The organism is Pedobacter ghigonis (assembly GCF_903166585.1).
Taxonomy (GTDB): Bacteria; Bacteroidota; Bacteroidia; order Sphingobacteriales; family Sphingobacteriaceae; genus Pedobacter; species Pedobacter ghigonis.
Genome location: NZ_CAESCM010000001.1, coordinates 730,171 through 751,834, shown reverse-complemented (window position 1 = coordinate 751,834; position 21,664 = coordinate 730,171). Strand labels below are relative to the sequence as shown.

Annotated in this window: 20 protein-coding genes; 8 read left to right on the top strand and 12 right to left on the bottom strand. The window is 41.1% G+C overall.

What is annotated here, in order from left to right; all coding sequences use genetic code 11:
- Positions 1–172 precede the first annotated feature (172 nt).
- Together HWV58_RS02950 and HWV58_RS02945 are read right to left on the bottom strand one after the other, a co-directional pair.
- Positions 173–2,686 carry a S8 family peptidase gene (locus HWV58_RS02950; protein WP_175632627.1) on the bottom strand — a complete coding sequence of 838 codons (2,514 nt, stop codon included), beginning with the start codon at positions 2,684–2,686 and terminating at the stop codon, positions 173–175.
- On the bottom strand, positions 2,686–3,681 hold the full coding sequence (locus tag HWV58_RS02945; RefSeq protein WP_175632626.1) for an AAA family ATPase: 996 nt from the start codon (positions 3,679–3,681) through the stop codon (positions 2,686–2,688). Before HWV58_RS02945 ends, HWV58_RS02950 begins: the two co-directional genes overlap by 1 nt.
- 250 nt (positions 3,682–3,931) lie before the next feature.
- Here HWV58_RS02945 and HWV58_RS02940 point away from each other — a divergent pair, with 250 nt between their 5' ends.
- The 3 genes from HWV58_RS02940 to HWV58_RS02930 all read left to right on the top strand — a co-directional run bounded on the left by HWV58_RS02940 (position 3,932) and on the right by HWV58_RS02930 (position 7,084).
- Positions 3,932–5,020: a DUF3800 domain-containing protein gene (locus tag HWV58_RS02940; protein WP_175632625.1), complete on the top strand. Its 1,089-nt coding sequence runs from the start codon at positions 3,932–3,934 to the stop codon at positions 5,018–5,020.
- Between the two features lie 379 nt (positions 5,021–5,399).
- A complete protein-coding gene (locus tag HWV58_RS02935; RefSeq protein ID WP_235972632.1) occupies positions 5,400–6,857 on the top strand; it encodes a recombinase family protein in 1,458 nt (485 codons plus the stop codon).
- Between the two features lie 17 nt (positions 6,858–6,874).
- Entirely contained in the window at positions 6,875–7,084 is a 210-nt protein-coding gene (locus HWV58_RS02930) for a PTS sugar transporter subunit IIBC (RefSeq protein WP_175632624.1), read from the top strand.
- Positions 7,085–7,460: 376 nt separating this feature from the next.
- Here the strand turns inward: HWV58_RS02930 and HWV58_RS02925 are convergent, their stop codons facing one another.
- The 8 genes from HWV58_RS02925 to HWV58_RS02890 form a co-directional block, all read right to left on the bottom strand.
- Complete coding sequence (locus HWV58_RS02925) at positions 7,461–7,934, bottom strand: cupin domain-containing protein (RefSeq protein ID WP_235972631.1); 474 nt, start codon at positions 7,932–7,934, stop codon at positions 7,461–7,463.
- A gap of 1 nt (position 7,935) precedes the next feature.
- Entirely contained in the window at positions 7,936–9,039 is a 1,104-nt protein-coding gene (locus tag HWV58_RS02920; RefSeq protein ID WP_175632623.1) for an alpha/beta hydrolase, read from the bottom strand.
- A 1-nt stretch (position 9,040) separates the two neighbouring features.
- Complete coding sequence (locus HWV58_RS02915) at positions 9,041–9,715, bottom strand: carboxymuconolactone decarboxylase family protein (protein ID WP_235972630.1); 675 nt, start codon at positions 9,713–9,715, stop codon at positions 9,041–9,043.
- Between the two features lie 74 nt (positions 9,716–9,789).
- Positions 9,790–10,419 (bottom strand): flavodoxin, encoded by a 630-nt coding sequence (locus tag HWV58_RS02910; protein ID WP_175632621.1) that lies wholly within the window; start codon positions 10,417–10,419, stop codon positions 9,790–9,792.
- Between the two features lie 77 nt (positions 10,420–10,496).
- A complete protein-coding gene (locus tag HWV58_RS02905) occupies positions 10,497–11,504 on the bottom strand; it encodes an alpha/beta hydrolase (protein WP_175632620.1) in 1,008 nt (335 codons plus the stop codon).
- 68 nt (positions 11,505–11,572) lie between these two features.
- A complete protein-coding gene (locus HWV58_RS02900) occupies positions 11,573–12,028 on the bottom strand; it encodes a cupin domain-containing protein (RefSeq protein WP_175632619.1) in 456 nt (151 codons plus the stop codon).
- Positions 12,029–12,051: 23 nt separating this feature from the next.
- Positions 12,052–13,035, bottom strand: coding sequence for an aldo/keto reductase (locus HWV58_RS02895; protein WP_175632618.1), 984 nt, complete (start codon positions 13,033–13,035; stop codon positions 12,052–12,054).
- 13 nt (positions 13,036–13,048) lie between these two features.
- Positions 13,049–13,900 carry an aldo/keto reductase gene (locus tag HWV58_RS02890; RefSeq protein ID WP_175632617.1) on the bottom strand — a complete coding sequence of 284 codons (852 nt, stop codon included), beginning with the start codon at positions 13,898–13,900 and terminating at the stop codon, positions 13,049–13,051.
- A 166-nt stretch (positions 13,901–14,066) separates the two neighbouring features.
- Between HWV58_RS02890 and HWV58_RS02885 the strand changes: the two genes are divergently transcribed.
- Positions 14,067–14,963, top strand: a complete 897-nt coding sequence (locus tag HWV58_RS02885) for a helix-turn-helix domain-containing protein (protein WP_175632616.1) — start codon at positions 14,067–14,069, stop codon at positions 14,961–14,963.
- Positions 14,964–14,968: 5 nt separating this feature from the next.
- Here HWV58_RS02885 and HWV58_RS02880 read toward each other — a convergent pair whose 3' ends face one another.
- Both HWV58_RS02880 and HWV58_RS02875 read right to left on the bottom strand, forming a co-directional pair.
- Positions 14,969–15,724 (bottom strand): LytR/AlgR family response regulator transcription factor, encoded by a 756-nt coding sequence (locus tag HWV58_RS02880; RefSeq protein ID WP_175632615.1) that lies wholly within the window; start codon positions 15,722–15,724, stop codon positions 14,969–14,971.
- On the bottom strand, positions 15,721–16,779 hold the full coding sequence (locus HWV58_RS02875) for a sensor histidine kinase (RefSeq protein WP_175632614.1): 1,059 nt from the start codon (positions 16,777–16,779) through the stop codon (positions 15,721–15,723). The genes HWV58_RS02880 and HWV58_RS02875 overlap by 4 nt, the downstream gene beginning before the upstream one ends.
- Before the next feature lie 262 nt (positions 16,780–17,041).
- On the opposite strand from HWV58_RS02875, the gene HWV58_RS02870 reads away from it, so the two are divergent.
- The 4 genes from HWV58_RS02870 to HWV58_RS02855 are packed head-to-tail and all read left to right on the top strand — an operon-like array spanning position 17,042 to position 21,596.
- Positions 17,042–18,298 (top strand): PQQ-dependent sugar dehydrogenase, encoded by a 1,257-nt coding sequence (locus HWV58_RS02870; RefSeq protein ID WP_394354230.1) that lies wholly within the window; start codon positions 17,042–17,044, stop codon positions 18,296–18,298.
- A gap of 22 nt (positions 18,299–18,320) precedes the next feature.
- The gene (locus HWV58_RS02865) at positions 18,321–18,791 is read left to right on the top strand and encodes a nuclear transport factor 2 family protein (protein WP_175632613.1); all 471 of its coding nucleotides are present in this window, start codon (positions 18,321–18,323) and stop codon (positions 18,789–18,791) included.
- A gap of 25 nt (positions 18,792–18,816) precedes the next feature.
- Positions 18,817–19,977 (top strand): aldo/keto reductase, encoded by a 1,161-nt coding sequence (locus tag HWV58_RS02860; RefSeq protein ID WP_175632612.1) that lies wholly within the window; start codon positions 18,817–18,819, stop codon positions 19,975–19,977.
- A 20-nt stretch (positions 19,978–19,997) separates the two neighbouring features.
- Positions 19,998–21,596, top strand: a complete 1,599-nt coding sequence (locus tag HWV58_RS02855; protein WP_175632611.1) for a carboxylesterase/lipase family protein — start codon at positions 19,998–20,000, stop codon at positions 21,594–21,596.
- Positions 21,597–21,664: the final 68 nt, after the last annotated feature.

The window sequence follows — 21,664 nt, the reverse complement described above, 5'->3', positions numbered from 1 at the left end:
CAAAGAGGGGGCAATTGAATTGGTTTTTCCAATTAGAAAGTTACTGGAAAATTTACTATTACTTCCTATACAACTCATCTTTATGACAGATGATGAGGAAACAGAAACCGATTTTATAAAATTACAAAAATGTATGTTTCTTATTTAAAGCAGCAAGTAGGATTTATTCCAGCTAGGTTTCCTGCTCCATTTCTATCTGAGCCTCAGAAATCAATTTATACAATGGAACTTCAGCCCCTATCGCTTCGAAAGAAATAGCTAGAGCATAATCCGTTTCGGCTTGTAAATCTTTATCCCATCCGGAATGTCCAACGATTGCAATACTAAAGTTATCGGCAAGTTGGTGTGGTTTTAAAATCGCCCAGCTTTTCTGAACTGTCGAATTATTTCGGTTTATATCATTGCCACCCCACAAAGGATTTTCACGAAGGCACCATTTAATGGCTCCCTCGCCTTCTTCCGAAACGTTTCCATCACTATTTTCTTCATCAAGATATTCAATCGTTCTAGTTCTGAAGCTTGTCATATTCTCATTATATCTTGATGAGCGCCATTCGAGCCATGTAGCTAAATATGAATGTGCTCCTTTTCTAGTAAGTCTAGTCCGAGAGGTAAATGATAGAGTGACTTCAACAAGAATTTCAAAATTCTTTCCTTCTCCTCTGAGATCTTCAGGAATATTAATATGGTAAATGTCCGCTCGCTTCGGCAGAACTGTTCCATATTGTATATAGGTGATTCGTTGGGATGAATTGTTTAGCGCTCTGTCTACATCTGGAATTCCATAGCCATAAAATTTAAAGTCGTTTGGAGAAGGGTCTTGGAAGCAATGCGCAGGAAGTCTTGCACTCTGGATTACCAATGCACGGTACATCTGAGCGCTTTCACTAGGGTGCTCAGCCTGTAATCTTGAAGCAATATAACTTACTTTTGGTGCACTATATGAAGTTCCGATGGAATCTTTACCTACCCCGCTTGCGCCATGTAAGGTGGAATTTACTGTCTGTACTGACGTGCCGTCGTGCCGTTTAATGATGTTACTGTAAATGCCTTTTACGAGGTCACCACCATATTCCACCAAATCTGGTTTTATTGAACCCCAAAGTCCTGGCCCCGACCTTGAAAATGGAGAAACTTTTCCAGCTCCTGCAATTGATTCATTATCTTCATCTTGATAGTCCACCTCTGCAATCGACCCCACTGTTATTGCGAAAAAACTAATACCTGGACTGGCAATTCTACACAAAGGATTAATTAAATATTCTGGGAAGTTTTTACCATTAGCAATGTGTTGACTAACCCCAGGCCGCCTTTCTTGATCGCAATCTGAATCCAGATTTCCAGACGCAATAACAAACAAAACATCTTTCTCATGCATTAGCTTGTCAATAGATCCAGCTAAAGAAGACATATGCGTACCACTGTACGCCTCATCTTGCGCAACTGACAGGTTGAAAATTTTGGTATCTGGAAAATCATTCACAATTTGTTCCATTAAATTTGGGCCAAATTGCTCATCACTTATTCGATTATCTTTATTAAGGATTCTCGCATTCTGAATAATCGTACCAAGTGAATACGGACCATTTAGAGGTATAGTATTTGGATAAAGTATTTTGCCAGCAACCTTAGTCCCGTGTCCGCTAACTTTAACGTAATCTGCAACTGAATTGTCACCAGTTACGTAACTTTTTGAAGAAAAACCATCAATTGCTGGGGCCAAAAGTAAGTGGGCTTCCTGAATTCCACTGTCTATTACACAAACCCTGCCAGCGCCCTCACCAGGTGCGATCAATTCCAACTGATATTCTGAGAAATCCCCAATATTCTCATCCTCTATCACATATTGAGAATCAAGCTTAACTTCGAACAAGAATGGATAGGTGATAACAAGATCGCGCAACCCTTGTCCATTAATTAGTATTTTGAAATATATAGCATCTATCTGATTATCCCAAATTTGCTCTATTTTGGCACCATAGATTTTCGCATAATGTTCGATTTCGCTTTCCCGTTTGATCTGCATATCGTCACGTTCAACTGCCAAATTTTGAACATGTTTGTGATACTCATCAAGCTTATTTGTAAACTTTTCTACGTCATCGAAGTCTTGCTCTTGAGGGTATTTTTTCAAATTAGCAAGATAACAGGACACGCCTAATTCGACCAAATAAGGCTGATCTTCTTTTAAAATATCCCACACATTCTTAAGATCGCCTTTGATAAGTTGGGCGGATCTCCAGGAATCATCGACAATTATTTCCCATATCTTCGCTGCAGTATCACGATAGGTTCCCTTTTCGGCTAAAAATTCATTGATATTTTTTTGAAACTGTTGAAAATTATCTGAAGAGGCACCAAGGATATAACCATTTTCTTCCTCCGACAATACAGTAATTCCCCAATTTATAAGTGTTTCGAACTTAAAGGATTCGGTGTCAACCTTAAGAAATACGGGAATATCAACGTCATTTGGCATTTCCAAACCAGCTTCCTTTCGGAGAGTCCGGATTTCATCCCAGCGATCCAACAGTTTGTTGGTTTGCCCCTGAAGGTAATTCCCATGGCCATTTCTATTCTGCAAGTTTGCGAGCGTATTGTCGCCCTTTTTGTTGTCCCCACCTCCTTTTGTTTTGTGCGCGCCTGCGACCTTAAACGGTAATTTTAGATGAGGGTATTCAGCCATTATTTTAGATATAGAGCGTTTTCGGATAAAGATTGTTCAAGGTGAAATTGCATGATTACCTTTTCATTTTTAATTACTGCCAGTTTAGCTGCATCATTTGCAATCTTAACCACAAGTGCCGCGCTAAAGCCAACCATTTTTTCACCAAGACTTTCCCAATCAATTTGCTTGTCTTTTTCGATGGACGATAAAGTCATTTTAGTCAGCCTGAGCACTTCCCCTTTACTAGGTTTTGGCATTTCAATTATGTCGTCAAAACGACGAAAAAGTGCTTCATCCAGTGAGCCTTCCAAATTGGTAGTCGCGATAAGAATACCTGAAGAATTATATTCTTCTAGTAAAGTCAATAACATATTAACGATTCTATGCATTTCACCTACATCTTGGCGGTTTCCACGTGTCTGGCCAACGATGTCAAACTCATCCAATAGCAATACACATGGATAATCTCGAAGACCATCGAACAATTTGGTGAGGTTAGAAGCAGTCTCTCCAAGAAATGACGAAATAATAACATCAAAACGGACTTTCAAAAATGGCAGACCAAGATTCCATGCTATTCGTTCGGCACCCATACTTTTACCACAACCAGGAGAACCATAAAACAATATTTTTTGACGGTATTTTAAGCCGTGAAGTGCTAGCCTTTCCTTGGCTGCATACTCTTTTTCAATTCGACTTATCTTTTCTTCCGTATGCTTTGGCAGTACCATCTCATGACGCAACTCCTCCCGATCAATTGTAATTGCCAATGGCAAATGGTGCCTCTTATCGGTAGGAATCGAGACCCCCTGAGGCATCAACTTACGAAGCTCACCTTTAAGTTTTGAGCTAGCAATAAGCCTGTTATCTAGTATGGATTTCAGCTTATCCGCCAATTTCCCATGTCCTTTCTTCTCCTCATCTTCAATAACCAGCGAAGCAACTTTAACGATATCATCGTTTTTGTCACCTTCGATAGAGCGAAATAAGCGTAAAAGTAGGTCTTGGTTCATGTTGAATATTTCTAAGTTACAAATATATTAACATTAAAAGCAATGCTATGCCAATTAATTAAATGTATTTGCAATAAACTAATAATAATACTTAAATGGATAACTACGCTAATAAATTAGCTTCCCTAAATAATAGCATAACTATGCAAGAGGCTTAAAACATAATAATCCAAATGAGACCTTTGACTTTGTTTGAAATCGACAGAAAAGTAAATTTACTTTTAGATTTGAAAATATGCCCATAATTACAATGAAGAAAAAAACCACTAAAACTTTTCAGGAAATTTATATTGATGAAGCTGGAAACACAGGTCAAGATTTGTTAAATTCCGAACAAGGTGCTTTTGTGCTAGCGTCGAATAACTTTTCAAAACATGAGCTTAAAATTTTGTCATCGCTCTTTTCTGATCCTACTGAAATCCATTTTGTGAAGCTGAAAGGAAGTGAAAATGGGAGGAAGGAAATTTTAGCTTTGCTTAATCATGAATATATAAATGAGAAACATATTAACTGTTTTATTGCACATAAAGCCTACGCCGCAACGGCTCACATTGTAGATAGACTAATAGAACCTGTTATGTATGATGCCCACATCGATATTTACAAAGGAGGCTTAAACATAGCTATGACCAACTACATTTACCACTTTGGTTTTGGTAAAATCTGGGATACAGCACTTTTTGAGACGATGTTACAAACATTTATTAAAATGATTAGAAAAAAAGGCCAAATTGAGGTAAATAACTTTTACTCTGCGGTTGAGGCACTAAGCAATCACCCTAATACCAAAGAAAGGGATCTAATTGATCCAATATTGGAAAGTAAGGGTCAAATCGACGAAATTCTAAAGTTCCTTGGTAAATTTGATCTTGACGTGACTTTGTCAGGTTTTTACATCCTTTGTGATAAGTGGTATAAAAAAACAAAAAGTAAACTTATGATAATACAGGACGATTCTAAACAAATCGAACACTTCCGAGAACACATAGAGTTCACAAGAAAATTGAAGATCCAGCAAAAAAATGTCGGGTATGATAGTAGAAAAATGATTTACCCAACGCAGATCTCATCTCTAAGCTTAGTATCGTCGAACGACTATACTGGCGTTCAGATCTCAGATATACTAGCCAGTTCACTCGCATTTATGTATAACAACAAAAATAAAAAACATCAGAGCTTAGTAGAGAAGATTAGAGATTCCAGATTAGCTAAGTTGACAAATCATCATTTGGTTTGGCCAAATGACAAAGTCACGCCTAAACAATTACATATGGACAAAGGAACAGGAGAAAACGTTCTAGACTTTTTAGCAGTGCATTCTATAAAATCTAGGGCTTAATTTGATATTCTGTACTTAAAACTAATTATAGTAATTCTGAGCATTAGGCGCATTTTGTGTTCGATCACCCTAGCGCAAACCAGCTGTATATAGGCACGTTCGTAGGTGTCATACATCTCCATAACATCTAAGTGATGCCCATAGATGTTCCTGTCATTGAGTTAAGTTTTATTATATAAGTAAATTTTCCTGATCACTTCGCTAGTCCTTGTAATCGGTACTTATTATCCAAAACAAAAGATGACTCTTTATAAAACACTTTTTGAATATTCCCAATCTATGTATTTCAAAATTAGGAGCATAAATACTGAGTTATAATTAAATATTTTGCATCATAGGATTGTTTACACGTTTTAATAGTGAAAACAAATGTTCTAACATGATGAAATCAGCTTATCTATACGTCCGTGTAAGCACTGATGAACAAAAAAGAAGGGGTTATTCTCTGCCCGAACAGGAAGATCGATTGATCAGATACTGTGAATCGAACAACATCTACGTAAAGGGAATTTACCGGGAAGACTTTTCAGCAAAAGACTTCAATCGACCAGAATGGAAGAAGCTAGTCTCCGAATTGAGAAAGGGCAGGGGAAAGGTAGAAAACAATATCCTTTTCATCAAGTGGGACAGGTTCAGCCGTAATATACAGTACGCGTATGAAATGCTGGGCATTCTCAGAAAGCTCAATGTTTCGGCAATGGCTATTGATCAGCAGCTAGACCTTTCCGTTCCCGAGAGCGCTGTGATGTTGGCCATCTACCTCTCGGTCCCAGAGGCGGAGAACACGAGACGTGCGATGAATACCTTAAATGGAATCAGAAAGGCTAAAGAGATGGGTAGGTACCCCAACAAGGCACCTGTGGGATATTTGAATATGGCATCATTGGATGGTCGTAAGATCATAGTGCCCAAACAGCCTGAAAGCGGGATTATTAGTTGGGTGTTCCGTCAGCTTGCGAAGAATATCTATAAGATCGGGCACTTAAGCGAAATGGCGTTGAATAAAGGGTTGCGAAGTACACGCTCAAATTTTTCCAAACTTATCCGTAACCCAGTTTACTGTGGTCTGATACCGCTGAAGCTAGGAAATGGGGAGACTGTCATGATAAAAGGAATACACGAACCCCTGATACCGGAAGCCCTTTTCTACGAGGTGCAGGATGTCATAAATACCAAAAGAAAGGTCAGTACCATAAGGTCAGATTTCAAAGACACTTTTTTTCTTACGGGCTTTCTGGTCTGTCCGCTGTGCGGCAAGAGACTTACTGGAAGTTTTTCCAAGGGCAATACGCAAAAATATGCCTATTATCATTGTCGCAAGGGATGTAGGGCAAGGGTCAGGGCGGACAAGCTAAATGACAGCTATAGTGATCAGCTCCGGAAATTGCAGCTATCGGAAATGGTAAGAGACCTGTTCATTGCCATTCTTGCAGACTGGAATGTGGATACGCAGAAGACGGGATTCCTTTACGAAAGGCAAGCACTTAAGCGTCAGTTAGCCGAGCAAGAGACAATGCTCTCCAGGGCGAGGAAACTGTTTGTGGAGAACATATTGAAATATGATGACTATAGTGAAATGAAAAGTGAAGTTCGGAAGATTACTGGGGTTTTAAAGAAGGAGCTTTGTGACGTTGCCATCAAACTAAAGACAATCGAAGAGCAGCGGAGGCTTGCCTTCCGGACTTCGATAGACATATTTAGGGGCTTTGATAATCTCGATACAGCGGATAAAAAGCAATTGGTCAGCTTTTTTCCTCCAGTGGGAATAGACTTGAATAAAAGGGAGGTATCTATAGGCCATAATGTTGCGCTTTCGAAGGTAGTGATTAATAAATAGCATAATAGGGAAATCAGATGGATTATATAGACAGAAAGGTTTCTGGGAGTAAGGCGATAGCGTTGCTTGCCAAAAATGGAATAAAGGTTGACGATGAAGAGGTTGCTGTAATATTGAGTTTTTTATACCTCATTGCCAAGCTCCATAATAGAGAAATGGTACAGGAGGAAGTTGAAATCCTTAAGGAAAAGTCGAACAAGTCAAATATTCACTCGGCGTATGATTAATAGATTTTTTTAGACCCAAATTTACTATGGTATAGTTTAACTGGTTGGAAAATGTCGAACCGGTAACGGGAGAGGTGCAACTAACTGTTGTATAGTGAATTATGGGTATAAAAAAAGGAAACAACAAAGATATGCTGTTTCCTTATGGTAGTCAATCCGCGGAAGTTCGAACTTTTATGAGCATTGTGAAAGGATTGTGAATTTTGAAAAAGCATTAAAAAATAAAATCGAAGGGCAATATCGAAAAAAGAAACTTCCATAACGATTTTTCTAATGACGCATTTATCTTACTACCCTAAACTTTTTTTCAAACAAAAACTGATTTATTCAACTATTGTATTAACGTATCTAATTTAAACTTGATAACGCATCAGCATTAATTTGATACGTACGCGCTATCGGTTACGCTTTCAAGCCAAACAGCTGGGCCATGATCGCGACTGCTTATCGCAATCTGGACAAACTTGGATTCTGGACTAGCTCCGTGCCAATGAGGAAGATTTGGAGGACATTTTACAATATCCCCTTTATGTAGTATAATCTTCTTTTTGCCTTTTTCCTGGTAATAGCCGACGCCTTCTGTAGCTAAAATTATCTGACCCGCTGGATGTGAATGCCAGTTAGTTCTTGCTCCTGGAGAAAAAGTTACGTTTCCTACTGTATTGCCATTTAAAGTATCTGCATCAACAAGTGACTTTAACCATACTTCGCCTGTAAAGTTTTTACTTGTGTTTTTATTCCCCTTTGGAAATAAGGGCTGACTCTCTGACTCTTTTTTTTGGTTACTGCATGAGGAAATAGCAATAACCATTAACAGAATTAAATATTTAACATTACATTTCATAGCCATATTAAAGATTGGTTTTATAAAAATCCGTTAGTTTATTCACAGCTTGACTTACGTACTCTGGCCTCCAATAAGTTTGTATGTGGGTAGCGCCTTCAATCAAGAACAGTTCCTTCTTTTTCGAGTTGGTAACTTTTGCAAATGCTTCATCTGTCATGTATTTAGTATCTGCCTTGCTTCCTGCAATCATTAACAATGGTTGGTCGATTAAAGCAATATGGTCTGTAGCATCCCAGGTCATTAAATCCATTAGGCTGCTTGTCGTATACAAAAACGTAGAATTTGGATGGGCATGCGTTCTGTAATAATACTCGTATCCTTCACGATATAGATCAGTTGAAGTCTTGGCGATTTCTTCATCGGTTATACTTGCCACCCCTGAAAAAATTGATTTTCCACCTGTCTCTATCCGTCCATCTTCAGGGATTCTACCACTTTCTTTTTCCAGAGTGCGAGCATCTGAAGCCTGTTTCAGTCTTTCCTGAATGGTATTAACCTGTGAGTTTTGAAAGCCGTTGCGTCTTACCTCTCCTGAATTGAACATACTCAAAGTTGCAACCGCTTTAAAACGTTTGTCTGACTGAGCTGCTTTTAAAGTATAACCACCACCTCCACAGATACCCAAAACACCTAAACGTTTTGCATCTACTCCTGGATACCGGATAATAAAATCTGCTGCTCCGTAGATATCTTCCGTACGATATTGAGGTTTATCTGTATGACGGGGTTCGCCACCGCTGGCGCCCTGGTAGGCTGCATCAAAGGCCAGGGTAATATACCCTGCTTCTGCCAGATGCTGTGCATACAACCCTGCTGTCTGTTCTTTGATTCCGCCGTTTGGATGAGCGACTACCACGGCGGGATATTTTTCTGATGGATTATAATTAGCCGGGGTATAAACATTGGCAGCGATATTAATCCCGTTGATCTTATATTTTACAGGTTGAATATTGACCTTTCCTGTTTCATTTTTAGTTATAGCTCCTTTATATACCAGTGTATAAGGGTTTATATTCTCCGTCTTTTTTAATGATTGTGCAAGCACTGGCGATACCATAATTGTAGTGCTTAGTGTTATTAATAAACCGAGTTCTTTTAAAGCTTTCATATTATTCTTTCTTTTTACTGTCTAAAACGACGTTGAGGACTTTTTGCGTGGCCTTAGATTTCTTTTTGCCGACAATTGGTTTGATCACCCTAACAAATTCTTGTAACTGAGCCGGCGCGAGCCCCACATTCATGCAAATATTCAAGTGTGAGGACAACATTGGTTCAGCCTCACCGATACTGGCGATTACTGATACGGTCAATAGTTCACGATCTTTGAATGTTAGTACATCTCTTTCGAAAATATCTGCAAACAAATGTTCCTTCAGGAACACTTCTATAATAGGCGAGAACGCTGCATAACCTTTTTTTGGTCCGGTCTCTTTTATGCCGGTCAGCTTTTCAAGTACCATCTTTCCCCGATCATACTTGTTATCATTGCTATTTACCGGAGATGCTTCCAAGCCTAATGGATCGTTAAGTCCTTTAGCTTTCCGCTCGTCCAATACAGACATAAAGGTTTGTAATGCCCTGATGCTACGTGGAAACCCGCAGTATGCATAACAGTGTACAATGGATTCCTTGATTTCATTGATGTTAAGGCCGGAGGTTAAACCCAGGGCCAAGCTTTCTTTCAAACCCTCCAAATCACCATTTGCGGTCTGCGCTGCAATTGCGATAAGGCTCCGTTGCTTTGCATCCAGTGAACTTACCATTATATTTTCTTGTGCAGACATTTTTGAAATCAGAAAAAATACACTACCAAGAAATATTGCCAGAAACTTAATGTTAAATATTCTCATTGCTGTTCTTAATTTTTAAACTTGATTTTTTCCAACCATTTGATGATTTCTTCTTTCGCCTTTTTTTCTTTTTCGCCTTGCATGACAAAATATACACCATCCCTTTCTTTTCCGCCCTGAATGGAAAAGCCTTCGAGTATAGTGCTTGACGGCGCCAGTTCTTTTACCGTCTGAAAAGTACTTCCTATGCCATAGCCGGCATTGGTGTTGAAGGGAATAAGGGTCTTTCCTTTAAGATCATGTTGCCTTAAAAAACTTCTCATAGGAGGCGGGAGCTGCATGGCCCAGGTTGGAAATCCCAAAAATATCACATCAAACTTTTCTATGCTATCTATTTTGGTTTTGAGAGGGGGCAGGTAACCATCAGCGTTTTCCTTTGCTACCTGATCTACAATTGCCTGATAGTTTTCCGGGTAAGGCTTTTGTAACTCCAATGAAACCAGTTTTCCGCCAATTTCCTTTTGAATAAGTTCTGCGATAGCTTTGGTGTTATTGGTTCTGGATAGATAAACGATCAAAATGTCTTTTCCCTCTAACCTTTTCTCCGTTGCGGAAGAAGGGACCTGGGCTTTTGTACAGTTTGAAAGCATGCAAATCACTATAGCGATCACCATGCCGGGATGAATTATTGTTTTCATAAGCGATTTCTTTGACAACAAATTTCCCCAATTTTAATGCTTCGAGGGTATATGAATTACGGAGATTGCTACCAATTTTACTTATCCAGACCTTTCTCTTTTAGCCAGGCAGATAAAAGATCTGCAATCTCAATATTGTTTAGGTCAGAAAAGGCAAAATGGGTATTGCCTTTTATCCCGATCTCAGGAAGATGCACAACTTTAGCATCTCCACCATATTTGTTTATTGTTGCAGCCCATATCCTCGCCATCTCCAGACCTGAGCGCCAATGGTCACTGTTCCATGTTGTGGAGGGATGTTTAGCAATGTTATCACCATAGTAAATAATGATTGGCAGCATTGTCAGTTTTTTAAAATCATCCAGCGGGATTTCGGCCCCTACCAGTTCTCCGAACAATCCTGAGGACTTTATCGGTTTTGGCAATTCATTTTTTGGAAAAATGAAACCACTGTAAGGCTCGTACGCAACTATGGCCTTAACATTTTGATTTTGAATTGCAGTAATCCAGCCTGGGCCACCACCTTGGGAGTGGGTGACTAATATGCCTTCGCCGATTTTATCAAACAGGCCCGAAACAGCATCGGCAATAACCTTGCCGTCAAATGGGCCGGTATTTGGGGTCATCTGCCGATAAAACTGTTCGAGTGAAGCAGGATCTTTTGGAAACTGTACACCATCAAAATATTGCGGATAGTTACCGATCCTAAACTGGGTGAACCAGAACTGTTCGTCAGCGAGTGGAGATACGGTGGCTTGGACCATACTTTTACCCGCTTCGCCGCGGCGTGGTTGGTCCAGGAGAAAGACGCTATAACCTTTGCGAAGAAACAGATTCTGAAATCCTTCACGTCCGTCTGGAGTGGTCTCCCATGTTTTTTTTGACTGACCGGCGCCATGGAGAAATACCATTGGATATTTTCTTGGTTGCTCGGGTATCTGGTAGAATGCGTAGGCATGGTCGCCATGAAAGGTTTGCCCCGCAGAATCGAGGGCATTACTAACGTTAAACTCCCCGGGTACAGTCTTTTTTGTGCCCCCGATAGAAAAGCTTCCCTGCTCCCTGATCACCAGGGATCGTGACATCTCATTTTTGCCTATCTGACTTACACTCTGAGAAAATAAAGGGAATAAAAAATAGGAGAAATATTGAATTACTTCTTACCATAATACTCATCGTCTGAAACCTTTTTTAGCCAGATGGTTTTTCCTTTTGCTGATGGCGAGGTGGCAATATAGGTAACTCCTGTTTTTGGTGTTGCACCATGCCAATGTTCCACTCCCGGCATACATTTGATCACATCACCTTTTTTTACCGTCCTTTTTTCTTTGCCTTTTTCCTGGTAATATCCTTCACCGTCGGTGATGATCAGGATCTGACCACCCGGATGAATGTGCCAGTTCAGGCGTGCATCGGGGTCAGATATTGCAACAGAAGTTCCATAAGAGAATACACTGTCGGGCGCATTAAGCTCTGTGAGCCATACGTTGCCCGTATGATGCACATTTGGAGATTTTTCCCCTTTTGGAAATATCGGAGTATTCTGGGCAAATGTAACTTGCGCCATTAGGCCACCCAGAAGACACGTTAAAAAAAATAACTTTTTCATATCTGATTTATTAGTTGTTTTTATTATTTATTAATCATTTGCTGTGCCTGCGCTGTATAGCGATGTCCCTGAATTTGGATGTTGGATACTGCTGTCTCGATTTCCTGAAGATCGGTAGAAGATAACTCCACACTTGCTGCTCCAATATTTTCTTGAAGACGGTTCAGTTTTGTGGTTCCCGGAATGGGGGCTATCCATGGTTTTTGTGCCAGGAGCCAGGCCAGTGCGATCTGCGCATTGGTCGCATTCTGTTTTGTGGCAATTTTACCGAGCAGATCAACCAATACCTGGTTTGCTTTTCGGTTTTCTTCAGAAAACCTTGGAACGGTATTGCGAAAATCGGATTTGTCAAAACTTGTTTTTTCATCAATCTTACCCGTTAGAAATCCTTTGCCAAGTGGGCTAAATGGAACAAAGCCAATTCCGAGTTCCTCAAGTAGGGGTAGGATTTCCTGTTCGGGTTCTCTCCACCACAATGAATATTCGCTCTGCAAAGCCGTTACCGATAATACTTCATTGGCTTGCCGTATAGCAAAAACCCCCGCCTCCGAAAGCCCGAAATGTTTTACTTTTCCCTCAGCGATCAGATCTTTTACTGTACCGGCTACATCTTCCATCGGTACATTTGGATCTACGCGGTGCTGATAGAGAAGATCGATTCGATCTGTGCGCAATCTTTTAAGCGATGCTTCAGCCACCGCTCTTATGGTTTCCGGACGGCTATCCAGGCCTTCAGTGGTCCTGGCATTTTTAAAGCCGAATTTAGTCGCGACTACCACTTCGTTTCTAAAGGGTTGAATCGCCTCGCCCACGACCTCCTCATTCGTATATGGTCCGTATACCTCAGCGGTATCAAAAAATGTTATTCCCTGTTCATATGCTGATCTAATCAGTTCGATCGCTTTACTTTTTTCTGCTGCCGGTCCGTAACCGAAACTAAGGCCCATACATCCAAGGCCCAGGGCTGATACTTCCAGCCCGTTTTTGCCCAATATTCTTTTTTCCATAATGGTAACTTTATTATTGATTTAATTTTCGCTCACCCAACCATTTTACCATTGCCGGATCACGGTGGTCGAAGAAACTGCTGGTACCGGAATCAAGCGTTTTGATGGTTTCCATTTCTTCGGCGCTTAATTGAAAGTCGAAAATGTTGATGTTTTCCTGCATACGCTCTTTACGAACAGACTTTGGAATGGCTATGATACCGCGTTGGGTAAGCCAGCGCAATACAACCTGGGCAATCGATTTATTGTATTTCTTCCCAATGCCACCAAGTACCTCATTTTTGAACATATCGTTTTTACCTTCTGCAAAAGGCCCCCAAGATTCAATCTGCACATTATTGTCCTTCATAAACTGATGTGCATCTATCTGCTGATGGAAAGGATGCGTCTCTACCTGATTTACAGCAGGTACAACCTCGTTATGGATAATAAGATCAATTAGTCGGTCGGACTGAAAATTGCTGACGCCGATGGCCTTTACTTTTCCTTCTTTATACAGTTCTTCCATTGCCCGCCATTCGCCATACACATCGCCATAAGGCTGATGGATAAGATAAAGGTCAAGATAATCGAGTTGTAGTTTTTTAAGGGAGTTCTCAAAAGCCGTCTTGGCACCTTGATGACCATTCGAATTTATCCACAATTTCGTGGTCACAAAGAGCTCTTCTCTACTGATCCCGCTCGCCTTTATTGCTTTTCCAACAGCTTCTTCATTCATGTACGATTCAGCGGTATCAAGCAGGCGATACCCGCTATCTATAGCATCGATTACGCTTCTTTCACATTCCTTAAGATCAGTCACCTGAAATACCCCAAATCCCAATATAGGCATCTCGAGGCCGTTGTTTAATTTTACTGTTTCCATAGATAAATTATTCTAGTATTAAATATAGAGTACAAATATCCGACCCGTTGATGGCTCGACAGGTATACAGATTCCTGCTTTTACTACCAATTTTACTGATAGCACTTCTAATCTAATTATAACACTACTGAAATTGTTAAGTTTGTATTAGTAAAGAGATAACAGGATGGAAAAGGAATATAACTTCAAGTCAATCAGTGCGTACAATGATTTCAACAACCACGAGACCCATCATCCGCTGGTGAGTGTGATTGACTTTTCGAAGGCCGGGGAGCGTTCGGGAAGTAAAATGGATTTTGGTGTCTACTGTATATTCTTAAAGGATGTGAAGTGCGGCGACCTCAAGTATGGACGTCATTATTATGATTATCAGGAGGGCACACTGGTTTTCATTGCTCCGGGGCAAACAGTTGATGTAGAAAATAAAATAGATATTTATCAGCCTAAAGGGCACGGCCTGGTATTTCATCCGGATCTGATCCGGGGTACTTCGCTGGGAAAGGCATTGGCCGATTATCATTTCTTCAGCTATCATACCAGCGAGGCTTTGCATCTTTCTTCAAAAGAGCGGCAGCTGGTTTTGGATCTTTTTGCAAAGGTCGATGCTGAACTTCGCAATGCGATTGATAAACATAGCAAGAAACTGATTGCTTCCACTATAGAACTTTTGCTGAATTATTGTGAGCGTTTTTATGACCGGCAATTCATTACCAGGGATACTGTAAATAAAGGCGTTCTGGAAAATTTTGAAGCATTAATAAATGGCTATTTTCTGTCAGAAAAGCCATACTCAATTGGCCTTCCTTCTGTGGCCTATTGCGCCGAGGAGCTGCATTTTTCTGCAAACTATTTTGGCGATCTCATTAAGAAGGAGACCGGGAAAACCGCACAGGATTTTATCCAGGAAAAAATTATTGACGTTGCAAAAGACAAAATATTTGAAACTGATAAATCAGTTAGCGAAATTGCTTATGAGCTTGGTTTTAAATACCCACAGCATTTCATCAGGCTATTCAAAAAACGTGTTGGCAGTACCCCAAATGAATTCCGTAGCTTAAACTAATTGTGTTATAGTATCCATTTGTTTAGAAATGTATTGAAAGATTCCTTGAACTGTTCACTAACATAAATGGTTGTATCGCCAACCAGTACCGATGTTTTAGTGGCAGATTTGATCGCAGAGGTTGAAACGATAAACGACCGGTGAAGTCGGATAAATTGATTTACCGGCAATTTTTCCTGTAGTTTTTTAAGGCTGGTTAGTGTAAGCAATGCTTTGTCTGAATGCTTGAGATGAATTTTTACATAATCCTTAAGACTTTCAATATATAGAATATCTTCTATTTCCACCTTGACCAGCTGATGCTCAACTTTTACGTAAACATATTGTTTGACGTCTTCCGGCTGGGAAGTAATACGCTCGGGTTGAACCAAGCTATTTTCCTTCATTATAAAATAATCATAGGCTTTGGTGGCCGACTTGGAGAAGTCGACAAAACTAAATGGTTTGACAAGATAATCTAATGCATCTACCCTAAAACCCTCCAGGGCATACTGGTCGTAAGCGGTTGTAAATACTACCCTCAAATTTTTTTTCTTGTCCGATTGCTCGATGATCCTTGCCAGCTCAACGCCGTTCAGGTCTGCCATGCGGATATCCAGAAAAACTAAGTGCAGGGTAAGATCGGCGTGAATATGCTTTAAAGCATCAAGGGCATTGTTGAATTTTGCTACTAACTGCAAAAACGGAGTTCTGGTTATGTAGGAACTAACGAGGGTTAGTGCCGCCGGCTCATCATCGACCGCAATACAATTTATTTTCATTTACTAATTTTTAAAGTGATGCTGTGTTCCATTGCATTTTCATCCCGGTCGATTTCCAGACTGTACTTTTCCGGATAAAGCAGATCCAGCCGTCGTTTGGTATTGGCAATGCCAATTCCAGGATCTTCATCGAGCTGCTTGCCAAGGGTTTCAAAGAGCGAATTTCGAACTTCGAACTTCAAATTATTGTCCACCACGGATATACCAATAAATATATAACTGGGCTGAATGGCACTGATGCCGTGTTTGAAAGCGTTTTCGACGAAGGGCAGCAAAAGCATCGGCACAATCTCCATATCAGGCAAATTAGGCTGTTTATCAACGATTATTTGCACTTCAGGAGATATCCGGACTTTCATAAGCGCAATGTAATCCTCAATGAAATCGATTTCCTTAAGTAACGAAGTTCGCTCACCCCTGGTATCATAAAGGACATATCGCATCATGTGGGAGAGATTGTAAATTGAACTCTTGGCGGCGGGCTGATCGGTATCCATCAAAGCATATATCGTGTGCAGGGTATTGAAAAAGAAGTGGGGATTAATCTGTGCTTTTAAAAAGGATAGCTCTGCGCTGATTCTCTCCCGTTCCGAGGTTTCATAGGCAAGCTGGTTTCGATGCATTTTTTTTGCAACAGCCGAGATATAACTTAAGGTAATGAAAACTACAGAAACAGTAATGACTATCGTGGTATCCCAATGGTCACTGGCCCAAAACTTCTGTCCTGCCGCGGTATAGGCTTTCTCCATTTCAGCATAAAGTTCAACTGCCTTCCTGATCGAGCGAAGAAATATTGGAATAATGTAAACTATCAGGCAAACGATAATGAAATAAAGGAAGCCGAACCGTTTATTTGCCAGTTTTGGGAAAAGCAGGTACAGGTTTCCAAAATATAATATGGTATAAATAGCATATTCAATACCCTGCTTTATCCAGAACACTGCGGGCATTTCCACTGATTTTGTAAGCGGAAGAAAAAAACCTATAAACAATGCGATAACCGCAACGAAGTCGATGCTAAAAACCGCCCGGAATATTTTGTGATAACGCGTCATGAATGACTTAAAATTATAAATATTTGCTTTGATGTTTCAATATACATTAAATCTCAACCATCAATTTGCAAAGGAGCGATTTTTATCCCGAAGTTTTTTTTCTACTAGACAGTCAGGCGAAATACATAGATGAATTGAAATAAATCATCTATCGCTCCAATAAAAACATTTGCCATCTATGGAAATCCTTAAACCATCTATGAAATTTCCTGAACCGTCTATTATAAGACTTGATATCTAAACTAAAACTGTTTATTTGAGTATGAACCTACCTATGTTAAACTATTCGCGGATCATACTGGTCATTTGCACTGTCACTTTTACATTGCTTTCCTGTTCGAAAAAAAGTGAACCTGATGCCGGGGAGCCGGCACCTACCGTTCCAACTTCTGACTCATCGGTAGAGCGGAACCCTCCAAATTCAAGTTATAGCCCAGCCTTCGCCGGGCAGACCAGAATTGCTGCTGTAAATACTTCCACACGGATTCGTACGACCGTAGTCACCTCAGCGCTCGTTGCCCCGTGGGGAATAGCAGTATTGCCAGACGGCAGGTTCTTGATTAATGAAAAGGCGGGACGAATGAGAATAGTAAATGGCAGCGGAACGATCAGCGATCCAATAGCAGGGGTTCCTGCGGTTAATGCAAATGGACAGGGCGGGTTGCTGGGTATATGTCTTGATCCGGATTTTTCAGGCAATAGAATGGTTTATTGGTCTTTTTCTGAGCCAACTACCGGTGGGAACCGCACCTCAGTCGCTAAAGGAAGGCTTTCAAGTGATGAACGGTCCTTAGAGGCAGTAACGATAATCTACCGCTCTACACCGGCATATAACGGGGTAAATCATTATGGAGGAAGAGTGGTCTTTGATCCGTCCGGTAATTTATTTGCCAGTACAGGCGAACGTGCAGATAATGTGACCAGGGCCCAGGCTCAATCTACAAGCGCATCTATCGGTAAGGTGATCAGGATCAACCGGGACGGGCAACCTGTCGCCGGAAATCCCTTTACAGGACAGCCAGGTGCGCTACCTGAGTTATATTCCATCGGTCACCGAAATCCCCAAGGGCTGGCGATTCATCCGGTAACCGGTGAACTTTGGCAAAGCGAACATGGTCCTCGTGGAGGAGATGAATTAAACAGGATTCAGCCAGGTGCCAATTATGGCTGGCCGACAATTACTTATGGACTCGAATATAGTGGGCAACCAGTACTTACCGGAATTCAGCAACGAGATGGCATGACGCAACCTATGTATTATTGGGATCCGGTGGTTTCACCAAGCGGTATGACATTTTATAAGGGTGAACGAGTTCCTGAATGGCGAAATAATCTTTTCATAGGTTCGTTAAGCGGAATGCATATTGTGCGGTTGATAATTGACAATAACCGTGTTACCGGTGAAGAGCGGCTACTTGCAGGGGAAAGCCAACGTTTTCGTGATATCACTCAGGGAACTGATGGTGCATTGTACGCCATAACAGATCAGGGAAGATTATATAAGATAGATAGAGAATAGATAGATCAAAAATAAATTAAATATGAAAAAAGTATTTTTTAGCATTTTAATACTAATAACAATGTTCAATGTTGCTAATGCACAATCCACTACGCCGACAAAATCAGAACAAGAGGTACTGGATCTTTCCAAAAAAAAATGGGTATGGATGGCAGATAAGAATGTAGACTCTTTAGGTAAACTATTTGATACAAAGGCAATGTTCGTGCATATGGGAGGTAGTTGGGGAACCGAAAGAGAACTGAATGTGATTAAATCAGGGGGCATCCATTATAAGAAAGCCGAAGTATATTCAGCATCGGTAAATATCATCGGCAATACCGCTATTTTATTGAATGATATTGATCTGGTCGCCGTTCTTGGCAGCAATGAAGTAATCAATCCATTTATGGTTACAGAAGTGTATGTAAAGGAAAATGGCAAGTGGAAAATGGGATCGTTGACTTTTTCGAAACTGTCAAGGGCAGTAAAACTGGCTGTCAAAACAAATTAATTTTAGCACAGAACCTTTTATATTTATGCAAGATCAGGATAACAACAAATTCTCACAGAATTTCAATAGAAGAAATTTACTGAAAGGAGGACTTGCGCTCGCGGGACTCTCCATGATGCCAGGCATTACAACTGCTGCTAACGCTGAGTCGGAAGTTAAGCCCTTAGTGGCAAAACCAGGAAAGAGAATGCTGGGTAAACTGGAGGTTTCTGCTATCGGTCTTGGCGTTCAGAATATGCATCGGACTTATCAGACGACAATTCCATCGAGACCTGAGATGCTTAATATTATCAGAAAAGCCTACGAGGCGGGAGTAACGTTGTTTGATACGGCGGAAGCATATGGCCCTTTTGAATGTGAAAAGATATTGGGTGAGGCAACCTCATCCTTCAGAAACAAAATCGTAATTGAGACCAAGTATGGCTGGAACATTGATCAAAAAACAGGGCAAAGATTGCCTGGTCTCAACAGTCAGCCAGCCCATATTAAGGAAGTTGTCGAAGGGATGCTCAAACGCCTGCGAACCGACCGGATTGATCTCCTTTACCAACATCGCGTAGACCTGGCTGTACCAATCGAAGATGTGGTTGGGGCTATCCAAAACCTGATAAAAGAAGGTAAGGTATTGCACTATGGTTTATCCGAGCCAGGTGTACAAACAGTCAGACGAGCACATGCAATCCACCCTGTAACAGCAATTCAAAATGAATATTCGCTGTTGTGGCGTGGACCCGAAGAAAAAATCATTCCGCTTTGTGAGGAACTGGGGATTGGCTTTGTGTGTTGGAGCCCGCTTGGAGTAGGGTTTTTAACAGGAGCAATTGATGAAGGTACCCGCTTTGCCCCAGGTGACATTCGAGGAATGGAATCCCGGTTTACGGCTGAAAACCTATCTAATAACTTGAAACTGGTAACTCTTTTAAAAGACTGGGCAGCTAAAAAGCAGGCAAGCCCCGGACAAATTTCACTTGCCTGGCTACTTGCAAAAAAGCCCTGGATTGTACCTATTCCGGGTACGACACAAATGGTTCATATGCTCGAAAATACCAGAGCTGCTGATGTTAAATTTTCTGCCGATGAGCTTAAAGCTTTCAATAGTGAGTTAGCCGGTATTTCTGTTAAGGGGCTTCGTTTACCGCAGATGGTGCTTAACTTTTCTGATGTGGAAGCTCCAATTAAAAAGTAATTAACTACGAATCATAATTTATGAAACTATTTTTTCTCTCTTTAGCCATTTGTATTAGCATCTCATGCTATGCTCAGCAGCCCGGCCCGGTGGTAAATACCAAGTATGGAAGTCTGCAAGGGGTCAACGAGGGAGAAGTTTCGATATTCAAGGGAATTCCATTTGCTGCTCCGCCTGTTGGAGAAAACCGGTGGCGCCCTCCTCAGCCACTTACCGCTTGGAAAGGGATAAGGGATGCGAGTAAGTTTGGTGCTGACCCGGCCCAAATGGGATTTCCAAGAGACGGAAACAAAATCTCGGCAAGCTCTTCGGAGGATTGTCTTTTTCTAAATATCTGGCGCCCGGCTGGTGCCGGTAAGTATGCAAAACTGCCTGTAATGGTCTGGATATACGGAGGGGCTTTTGTTTTTGGAAGTGGTGCTCAGGCGGGCTATTCAGGCGTCAACTTTGCAAAACAGGGCGTAATGCTTATCACTATCAATTACCGTCTGGGCAGGCTGGGTTTCTTTGCTTTCCCTGCATTAACAAATGAAAAAAAGGATGAGTTTAAAGGCAGTTATGCCTATATGGATCAGATAGCAGCGCTGAAATGGATTCAGGCTAATATTTCTGCCTTTGGTGGAGATCCAAAAAACGTCACTATTTTCGGAGAATCAGCGGGCGGAGTATCAGTACAATCCCTGCTAACGATTCCGAGCGCAAGGGGGCTGTTCCAAAAGGCAATCGTTGAATCAGGCGGCGGACGCGACGGGGTCTTGACGGGACGACCAATCAGCAAAGAAAATGCTGATCCCTATTATCCAATCTCTGCAGAAACCATTGGCGTAAATTTTGCCAAAAAGCATGGCATTGAAGGTACAGACGCAGCAGCACTTGCCAAACTTCGTTCGCTTAGTGTGGAGGATGTTATTGACGGCGGACAGGAAAGCAACGGCCCGGGCGGAGCACCGACTTATTCAGGGCCAATCCTGGACGGTAGTTTGGTTACTGAAACAGCAGAGACCGCTTATAAAGCAGGCAAAATACCAAAAGTTTCACTGATAATAGGCTCCAATAGTGCCGAGGTTGAAGCAGGGTTTATCAGTGCAAATTCAAAAGAGCAGTTATTTAATCTGTTTGGTAGTATGCAGGAACAGGCAAAATCAGTTTACGACCCGGATGGAAGTACAGATTTTGCCAAGGTGCGGACGATGGTCATAACAGATAAGGTATGGGCAGAGCCGGCCCGGTTTACTGCCAGCGCATTTTCGAAAAAAGGTATGCCTGCCTATGTCTATTTGTTTTCCTATATCTCGCCCGGAGCAAGAGGGCGAATGCGTTTCGGGGCTGCCCATGCATCGGAAATCTCCTATGTATTTGACAACCTGACGAGCAGAAACGGAGCGGTAATTGATCCTCAGGATCAGCAAGTGGCGAAAATGATGAACAGCTATTGGAGCAACTTTGCAAAAACCGGAGATCCCAACGGCCAGGGATTAGCCAAATGGCCGCTATATGTTGGGAAAACAGGAGAGGTACTGGAAATTCAGGGCGACGGATTTGCAAGTGGAAAAACGGATCCGGTTAAATTAAGAACGGAATTGATTGAAAAAGCAATTGTCTCAGGTAACCTGCATTAGATAATTCAATAAATGACCATAATTTTGCAGAGGTCTAATTTTCAGGTTAATAGATGAATAAGTATCCA

Excerpts from the sequence above, each read along its gene's own strand:
- HWV58_RS02950 (WP_175632627.1), bottom strand. The coding sequence starts at position 2,686 with ATGGCTGAATACCCTCATCTAAAATTACCGTTTAAGGTCGCAGGCGCG.
- HWV58_RS02945 (WP_175632626.1), bottom strand. The coding sequence starts at position 3,681 with ATGAACCAAGACCTACTTTTACGCTTATTTCGCTCTATCGAAGGTGAC.
- HWV58_RS02940 (WP_175632625.1), top strand. The coding sequence starts at position 3,932 with ATGAAGAAAAAAACCACTAAAACTTTTCAGGAAATTTATATTGATGAA.
- HWV58_RS02935 (WP_235972632.1), top strand. The coding sequence starts at position 5,400 with ATGATGAAATCAGCTTATCTATACGTCCGTGTAAGCACTGATGAACAA.
- HWV58_RS02930 (WP_175632624.1), top strand. The coding sequence starts at position 6,875 with ATGGATTATATAGACAGAAAGGTTTCTGGGAGTAAGGCGATAGCGTTG.
- HWV58_RS02925 (WP_235972631.1), bottom strand. The coding sequence starts at position 7,934 with ATGGCTATGAAATGTAATGTTAAATATTTAATTCTGTTAATGGTTATT.
- HWV58_RS02920 (WP_175632623.1), bottom strand. The coding sequence starts at position 9,039 with ATGAAAGCTTTAAAAGAACTCGGTTTATTAATAACACTAAGCACTACA.
- HWV58_RS02915 (WP_235972630.1), bottom strand. The coding sequence starts at position 9,715 with ATGTCTGCACAAGAAAATATAATGGTAAGTTCACTGGATGCAAAGCAA.
- HWV58_RS02910 (WP_175632621.1), bottom strand. The coding sequence starts at position 10,419 with ATGAAAACAATAATTCATCCCGGCATGGTGATCGCTATAGTGATTTGC.
- HWV58_RS02905 (WP_175632620.1), bottom strand. The coding sequence starts at position 11,504 with ATGTCACGATCCCTGGTGATCAGGGAGCAGGGAAGCTTTTCTATCGGG.
- HWV58_RS02900 (WP_175632619.1), bottom strand. The coding sequence starts at position 12,028 with ATGAAAAAGTTATTTTTTTTAACGTGTCTTCTGGGTGGCCTAATGGCG.
- HWV58_RS02895 (WP_175632618.1), bottom strand. The coding sequence starts at position 13,035 with ATGGAAAAAAGAATATTGGGCAAAAACGGGCTGGAAGTATCAGCCCTG.
- HWV58_RS02890 (WP_175632617.1), bottom strand. The coding sequence starts at position 13,900 with ATGGAAACAGTAAAATTAAACAACGGCCTCGAGATGCCTATATTGGGA.
- HWV58_RS02885 (WP_175632616.1), top strand. The coding sequence starts at position 14,067 with ATGGAAAAGGAATATAACTTCAAGTCAATCAGTGCGTACAATGATTTC.
- HWV58_RS02880 (WP_175632615.1), bottom strand. The coding sequence starts at position 15,724 with ATGAAAATAAATTGTATTGCGGTCGATGATGAGCCGGCGGCACTAACC.
- HWV58_RS02875 (WP_175632614.1), bottom strand. The coding sequence starts at position 16,779 with ATGACGCGTTATCACAAAATATTCCGGGCGGTTTTTAGCATCGACTTC.
- HWV58_RS02870 (WP_394354230.1), top strand. The coding sequence starts at position 17,042 with ATGAACCTACCTATGTTAAACTATTCGCGGATCATACTGGTCATTTGC.
- HWV58_RS02865 (WP_175632613.1), top strand. The coding sequence starts at position 18,321 with ATGAAAAAAGTATTTTTTAGCATTTTAATACTAATAACAATGTTCAAT.
- HWV58_RS02860 (WP_175632612.1), top strand. The coding sequence starts at position 18,817 with ATGCAAGATCAGGATAACAACAAATTCTCACAGAATTTCAATAGAAGA.
- HWV58_RS02855 (WP_175632611.1), top strand. The coding sequence starts at position 19,998 with ATGAAACTATTTTTTCTCTCTTTAGCCATTTGTATTAGCATCTCATGC.